This window comes from Brumimicrobium sp. (genome assembly GCF_048268645.1).
In the GTDB taxonomy this organism is placed as follows: Bacteria; Bacteroidota; Bacteroidia; order Flavobacteriales_D; family Crocinitomicaceae; genus Brumimicrobium; species Brumimicrobium ulvae.
Window position 1 is genome coordinate 187022 of record NZ_JBLWVE010000004.1, and the last position, 7125, is coordinate 194146.

Annotated in this window: 7 protein-coding genes; 4 read left to right on the plus strand and 3 right to left on the minus strand. The window is 36.7% G+C overall.

The features are described from left to right. Positions 1-4: 4 nt before the first annotated feature. The 3 genes from ACN0U3_RS05760 to recF are packed head-to-tail and all read right to left on the minus strand — an operon-like array spanning position 5 to position 2771. Positions 5-1285 carry a lipopolysaccharide biosynthesis protein gene (locus ACN0U3_RS05760; protein WP_417265486.1) on the minus strand — a complete coding sequence of 427 codons (1281 nt, stop codon included), beginning with the start codon at positions 1283-1285 and terminating at the stop codon, positions 5-7. 50 nt (positions 1286-1335) lie between these two features. After that, positions 1336-1638: a DUF721 domain-containing protein gene (locus ACN0U3_RS05765; RefSeq protein WP_299205713.1), complete on the minus strand. Its 303-nt coding sequence runs from the start codon at positions 1636-1638 to the stop codon at positions 1336-1338. Beyond that, a complete protein-coding gene (recF, locus tag ACN0U3_RS05770; RefSeq protein ID WP_417265487.1) occupies positions 1635-2771 on the minus strand; it encodes a DNA replication/repair protein RecF in 1137 nt (378 codons plus the stop codon). The genes ACN0U3_RS05765 and recF overlap by 4 nt, the downstream gene beginning before the upstream one ends. Before the next feature lie 148 nt (positions 2772-2919). Here recF and ACN0U3_RS05775 point away from each other — a divergent pair, with 148 nt between their 5' ends. From ACN0U3_RS05775 to ACN0U3_RS05790, 4 genes are all read left to right on the plus strand, one after another. Then, complete coding sequence (locus tag ACN0U3_RS05775) at positions 2920-3561, plus strand: tetratricopeptide repeat protein (protein WP_299205716.1); 642 nt, start codon at positions 2920-2922, stop codon at positions 3559-3561. A 2-nt stretch (positions 3562-3563) separates the two neighbouring features. After that, positions 3564-4052 carry a 6,7-dimethyl-8-ribityllumazine synthase gene (ribH, locus tag ACN0U3_RS05780; protein ID WP_299205717.1) on the plus strand — a complete coding sequence of 163 codons (489 nt, stop codon included), beginning with the start codon at positions 3564-3566 and terminating at the stop codon, positions 4050-4052. A 12-nt stretch (positions 4053-4064) separates the two neighbouring features. Next, on the plus strand, positions 4065-5453 hold the full coding sequence (glmM, locus tag ACN0U3_RS05785) for a phosphoglucosamine mutase (RefSeq protein ID WP_417265488.1): 1389 nt from the start codon (positions 4065-4067) through the stop codon (positions 5451-5453). Between the two features lie 109 nt (positions 5454-5562). After that, positions 5563-6711, plus strand: a complete 1149-nt coding sequence (locus tag ACN0U3_RS05790; protein ID WP_417265489.1) for a cysteine desulfurase family protein — start codon at positions 5563-5565, stop codon at positions 6709-6711. Positions 6712-7125 lie beyond the last annotated feature (414 nt).

Sequence of the window (7125 nt, forward strand, 5' to 3'; positions counted from 1 at the left end):
ATTGCTAAATCCTTTCATCCAAACCTTTCACAATCTTCAACAGCCACAAGGTACTGATTGAAAAGAGCACAAACATCACCCATGAAATACTTTCAAACATGTTTATTTCTGTCAATCCAAGCACATTCATTACATCAGGAAAGAAGACAAAACACGAGAGTTGAATACCTGTAGTGGCTATTCCAATCCAAAAGAACCAGCGCAACTTACCAATTATAGAAGGCACCATTGAAATGGAAGAGGCAACAAAGTTAGCCATTAACCAAGGCGACAATGCAGCTGCTATTTCACCGGACAAGGTCCATTGTTCACCAAAAACAAAAGTAAAAATGGGCGCACCAAAAAAGTAAATTACAGTAAAAGGCAAAATCCCAATCAAGGTCAATAAAAGTACCGACCTCTTCAATAAGGGATAAATTGCTTTCTTTTTGGCGAAATCAACGGAGATGCGATTATATAATACTTGCCCTATAGCAACTCCAATTAACAGTAATGGAATTTTCAACATTCTAAAAGAATGGTCATAGGATCCAAATACGGTTGTGCTTAAATACAGCGTTAAAAAGAAAGCAATAAGCAACTCTCTACTGGCGTCTACTAAGGCATGGGGAAGATTTACCTTTGGGAACTCATTGTATTGTTTGGCGAGTACCGCTCTTCGTGCATCAGATTTTTGATGACCTTCTTTTTTATAAATACCAAAAGCATCAAAGACAAAGACAAGACTCCCCACAATGAGTCCAATCAATGTTGAAACCGCCAAACCAATCACTCCAAGTCCTGCTAATCCTGCAAGTAACTTCCCAGTATTGGTCGTTGCCGATGTCAGAATGGTTGAAACCGTAATGTTTTTAAACCATTTCATACGAATGGCCCAATGTCGACCTATATTAATAAACACAGTAAAGCCAGTGATTGCAGCGATCAACACAATGTAGAACAACATGCTATTGGAATTGTCTTTAAAGACCCAATAAACCAATCCACCTACCAAGGTCAGAGCAACAGTCCAAACCAGAATGCGCAAAGAAAGTCGGTACAAATGGAAAGCATGGGCATTCTTTTTCGGTAAAGGAATAGCGTATTCATAACGCGCTGCACCAACAACGGCAAGAAAAGCGACGATACGCATCATCATTCCAAATATTCCGAAATCTTCCGGCGAATAAAGTCGGGTAATGAATGGGGTAAGTAAATAGCTTATGGCTTGTGCCAAGACTGTACCTGAAGAAAGTACAAGTGCCGATTTTACCAGTTCCGATTTAATATTGATTTTAGAGAACATAAGTCGCTGTAAGTTAGCAAAAGTAATGTATTGGTAGTTAATTTTGCCTCCTATTCGAACCAGATGTCATTGATCATATTCGTACCTGCAAATTCATTTACACGCTGAATGATAACGTTTCTTCCATAATGCAGTTCGTCCCTCATCACAGAAGAATTAAGTTTTATATGCAATACCTTATTTCTAATGTACAGTTTTTCGGTTCGGTGTGCAATTCCTTGTCCCATTAGCTCAGGCCAAGCATTAATCACGTCCATCTCCTTCATCTTCCCCTCTAATCCCCAAGCTTTCATCATTTTATCAATGATTTTATCTATTCCTTGGTCCTTCTGATTACGTTCTTTCTCTTTCATATAACATTCGTTTTAGCCGCTGTTTCAACAACAGTATTGTCTTCAATGAAGAAGGATTTATATTCAATTTCGTTTCTTTCAAAGATTCGCGCAATTCTGTCTTGATCTGTATCGGTGATTAAAACTTGTCCAAAATCTTGGTCGCTCACCATCTGCATCAAACGCTCTACCCTTTCATTGTCTAATTTATCAAAAATATCATCCAGTAGGAGAACCGGTTTACGATTTAATCGTGCCAGCAACCATTCGTATTGCGCCAATTTTAAGGCAATTAAATAGGACTTTTGTTGACCTTGAGAACCAAATTTCTTGATTGGATGACCTTTTATTGTAAATATAAAGTCATCCCGATGTGTACCCACAGTGGTATATTGCTTTCTTTGGTCTTGACGTTCAGCTTGTTTCAGGAGTTCCTCAAAGGAATGGTCAAACAATTGAGAACGGTAATCCAAGCTGACCACTTCTTTATCACTCGACAACCAATTATAATACTTTTGAAAAATCGGAATAAACTCGTCTATAATTCTTTTTCTAGCTTCATGAATCGTTTTCCCACAAGCGATTAATTGTTCATCCCAAACACTGATGCTTTCGCGATCAAAAAAACCATAACTGGACATGTTTTTTAAAAGTGCATTTCTTTGGGCAAGCACTTTTCCGTATTTGATTAAATCATTCAAAAAGTTACGGTCAAACTGAGCAATAATTCCATCCATCCATTTTCTTCTCACTTCACTTCCTTCGAGAATTAAGTTTCTATCATAAGGAGAAATCATCACTGTTGGAAACTGACCAATGTGGTCTGCTAGCTTCTCATAAGTGACTTTATTTTTTTTAAAAACCTTCTTTTGGCCTTTTTTCACCCCACAATAAACACTGTCTTCATTATTTTCTCTATTCCAAATGCTTTGAATGACAAAAAAAGATTCATCAAATAAAATATTTTGACTATCAATAGGATTCAAGTAAGATTTACACATACTTAAATAATGAATTGCGTCTAAAACATTTGTTTTACCAGCTCCATTTTCACCAATAAAACAGTTGATATCGGGCGAAAGCGATAGATCAGCTTGTTTATAATTTTTAAAATTAATCAAGCTCAATTTCGAAACAAATAGATGATTACTCACGCTGTAAAGATAGAGAAATTGTAAGAATTTAATGGGTTTTATCGAGAGAAAGAAAATCTAATTTAGTTCTTAACACAGGACTTTTTATAAATAGTTCGCTTTGGATGAAAAAAAAACTTATTTTTGCATTCGCTTAAAATAGCTAATTATGAGTGATAACATTACAAAAGAAGAAATTATCGAACAGTTTAAGGGAAACAAGATCCTTAAATACTCCACTTACGCAGTTGGAGGAATTGCAGTTATAGTGCTTGCAGTACTGTCTTACCAGAAATTTGTTTCGGGTCCAAACGAAGAAGCATCAAAAGCAGAGATTGCTAACGGTATCTTGTATTTAGAAAAAGATTCAACACAACTGGCAACAGAGGAGTTTGAATACTTGGCTTCTGAATACAATGGATATAAAGGTGGTGAAGTATCTCAATACGCATTAGGGAACTTGTATTTTGAACAAGGTGACTATGAGTTGGCATTGAATACCTTGAAAGGTGTTAAGCTTGATGATACTTACCTAATGACATTGGCAATCGGAACGCAAGGAGATTGTTATTCAGAGTTAGGTGATTACCAAAATGCTGTAAAGATGTACATTAAAGCTGCTGAGCGTGTCGAAAACGAAACGACTACACCTTTATTTTACTTCAAAGCCGGATTGAATGCTGAGGAGGCTGGAGATTTTTCTAAAGCGGCAGAATACTACAAAATCATCAAAACAAACTATTTATCTTTTGCGAGTCAAAAGGGAATTGATAAATTTATTACAAGAGCTGAAAACTCTATAATTGAATAATTGTGGCTACAGTAAATAAAAACTTATCGCATTACGATAAAGACAGTATACCAAACGGTGCCGATTTTAATATCGGCATTGTTGTTTCAGAATGGAATGAAAATATTACGCTCAATTTGCTCGAAGGAGCTAAAGAAGCCCTTTTGGAAAACGGTGTAAAAGAAGAAAATATTCATGTTCATTTCACTCCTGGCTCTTTTGAATTGCCGCTTGGAGCGCAATGGTTGTTAGCAAAAGACGAAATCGATGGCGTTGTAGCAATCGGGTCTGTAATTCAAGGAGAAACAAAACACTTTGATTTTGTTTGTTCAGCAACAGCACATGGTGTAAAAGACGTAGGATTAAAATACAATAAACCTGCTATTTTTTGCGTACTCACAGACAATACATTGCAACAAGCGATTGATCGCTCTGGTGGAAAACATGGAAACAAAGGAGTGGAAGCAGCTATTGCTTGTTTGAAAATGGTGCACTTCAAGAAATCAATTTAAAAAATAATAATCGTGACCTTAATAAAATCAATATCAGGAATTCGAGGAACAATAGGCGGTAAAGTCGGTGAAGGACTCTCCCCTCTTGACATCGTTAAATTTGCATCAGCATACGGAACGTGGTTGCAGGAAGAAAACAATGCGAAAAAACTAACATTAGTGGTTGGTCGTGACGCGCGTATATCTGGCTCCATTGTGAACAGTTTAGTTATTGCATCTTTAAGGAGTTTAGGAATTAATGTTATTGATTTAGGTTTATCTACCACACCAACTGTTGAAATGGCAGTAATGATGGAGAAAGCACACGGTGGAATTATTATTACAGCGAGTCATAATCCTAAAGAATGGAATGCCTTAAAACTGCTGAACGGAAAAGGAGAGTTCATCTCTGGTGCTGAAGGCGAAAGAGTGCTTGACATTGCTGAAAGGGAAGCTTTTCACTTTGCTGACGTAGACTCATTAGGGAAGTTAACCCAAAACAACGAGTATATTCAAAAACACATTGACGCTGTTTTAGGTCTTCCGTATGTAGATACAAAGGCGATTGCAGAAGCTGATTTTTCTATCATCGTTGATGCTGTCAATTCAACTGGTGGAATTGCTGTTCCTTTATTACTTGACGCATTAGGTGTGAAGAAAGTAACCGGAATTCACTGCGAACCTACAGGTGTTTTTGCCCACAATCCAGAGCCATTACCTGCGCACTTGAAAGACTTATCTCAAGCCATTATTGAGCATGGTGCTGACTTAGGAATCACGGTTGACCCAGATGTTGACCGTTTGGCGATGGTTTGTGAAGACGGAACAATGTTCGGTGAAGAATATACATTGGTTGCAGTAGCAGATTATGTACTTTCTAAAAAAGGTGGAGCTACGGTTTCAAACCTTTCTTCTACACGTGCCTTGAGAGATGTAACTGAAAAGCACGGACATCAATATTACGCTTCTGCAGTTGGAGAAGTGAACGTAGTTGAGAAAATGAAAGCAGTCAATGCAGTAATCGGTGGAGAAGGAAATGGTGGTGTAATTCTTCCAGAACTTCACTACGGAAGAGATGCATTGGTTGGAATTGCATTATTTTTAACGCATTTGGCCAATACGAAATTAAAAGCAACAGAATTAAGAGACAGTTACCCTAAGTACACTATTTCTAAAAACAAAATTCAGTTAACACCTGAAACTAACGTAGATCAAATTCTTGTAAAAATGGCTGACAGGTACAGTAAACAAGAAGTAGACTCAACAGATGGTGTGAAAATTTATTTTGAAAAAGAATGGGTTCATTTACGAAAAAGTAACACAGAACCTATCATTAGGATTTATGCTGAAAGTGAAAACGACGTAAAAGCAGATCAGTTGGCCAAAAATATTATGGCTGAGATTGAAACTATTCTATCATAAGAATACGATAATCCACTTTTTTTAAAGCTGTTTTTTCGGTTAAAATCAAGTTTTCACTTAATTTGCAACCGCTATACACAACTGTACAACAATATTTGAATTGAACACCATGAAGAAAGTTTATTTAGACAACGCAGCAACGACTCCTATTGCCCCAGAGGTTTATGAAGAAATGATTCCTTATTTAAAAAATGAATTTGGTAATCCTTCTTCAACTCACTCTTTTGGACGACAAGCAAAAGGTACAATTGAAACTTCAAGAAGAAAAGTAGCTGGCTATCTAAATGCTAAGCCTTCTGAAATTATTTTCACTTCTGGAGGCACAGAAGCAGATAACATGGTTTTTAATATCGCTGTTAATGAATTAGGTGTTGAGCGTATTATTACTTCTGAAATTGAACATCACGCGGTAATTCATACGGTTGAAGACATTTGTAAGAAAAATCAACTAGAATTTGCTTTGGTAAGGCTACTTCCAAATGGACACGTTGACATTGATCACCTTAAAGAGTTATTGGCTAAAAGCGACAAAAAAACATTGGTTTCCTTGATGCATGGAAATAATGAAATTGGAAATTTATTGCCTTTGGAACAAGTCAGTGAATTATGTCGTCAACACAATGCCTACTTTCATTCAGATACGGTGCAAACAATGGCCCACTATCGATTCGATTTAAAAGCATTAGACATTGACTTTATCACTTGCGCTGCACACAAATTTCATGGTCCAAAAGGTGTTGGTTTCTTATACCTTAACAACAACATCAAAGGACTTCCATTTATTCACGGTGGAGCTCAAGAACGCGGATTAAGAGGAGGAACTGAAAATTTATACGGAATTGTAGGATTAGCAAAAGCAATGGAAGTTGCCTATGAAGATCTAGAAGAACACCAACAACATGTTCAGAATCTTAAATCGTATATGATTGAACAATTGAAAGCCAATATCGAGAATGTTGATTTTCATGGAGACACCACACCAGAAAACAGTTTGTATACGGTAGTCAATGTTTGTCTTCCAAAAACATCTAAAGCAGCCATGTTATTGTTTACCCTAGACCTCAAAGGTATTGCATGCTCGGGAGGTTCTGCTTGTTCTTCTGGCAGCAACAAAGGGTCTCATGTATTGGAAGGAATCCATGCTGATACATCTCGTCCAAACGTTAGATTTTCATTCTCACGTTACAACACCAAAGATGAGATTGATTTTGCAGTTAGCATATTAAAAGAAGCATTCGAAAAAGAACTGGTTGATTAACCCAAAATACTCATATAAAAAAGAGGCGTAATTGAAGATACGCCTCTTTTTTATTGAAGATAAACTTGTTAAATTGTCTGTTCTGTGATTATTTTAATTTGTGGAGTTTTTTGCTTTTGAAGAGAAGAAACTTTTATTTTATTTTTTTTATGTGGATACAATTTTTGTAGGATTTTGTTAAGAAAGTCTTAGAGGCAGCGGAACAGCTTGGAGATTTATGTATGGAAATCCTAGGCCACGAGAAGCTGCGCTAAATCTCGCGGCAGCCCTTAGTTTGTATTGTTATTTATTTAGAGCTTTTAGATTATGTTTATCTTAAGCTTAATAATAATGAATAACAACCAACCGATAAGAGTGAATTATTCGCGGCGCAAGGTATTCGAGGCCTATCCCCTGATTAAATCTCTTATCGGT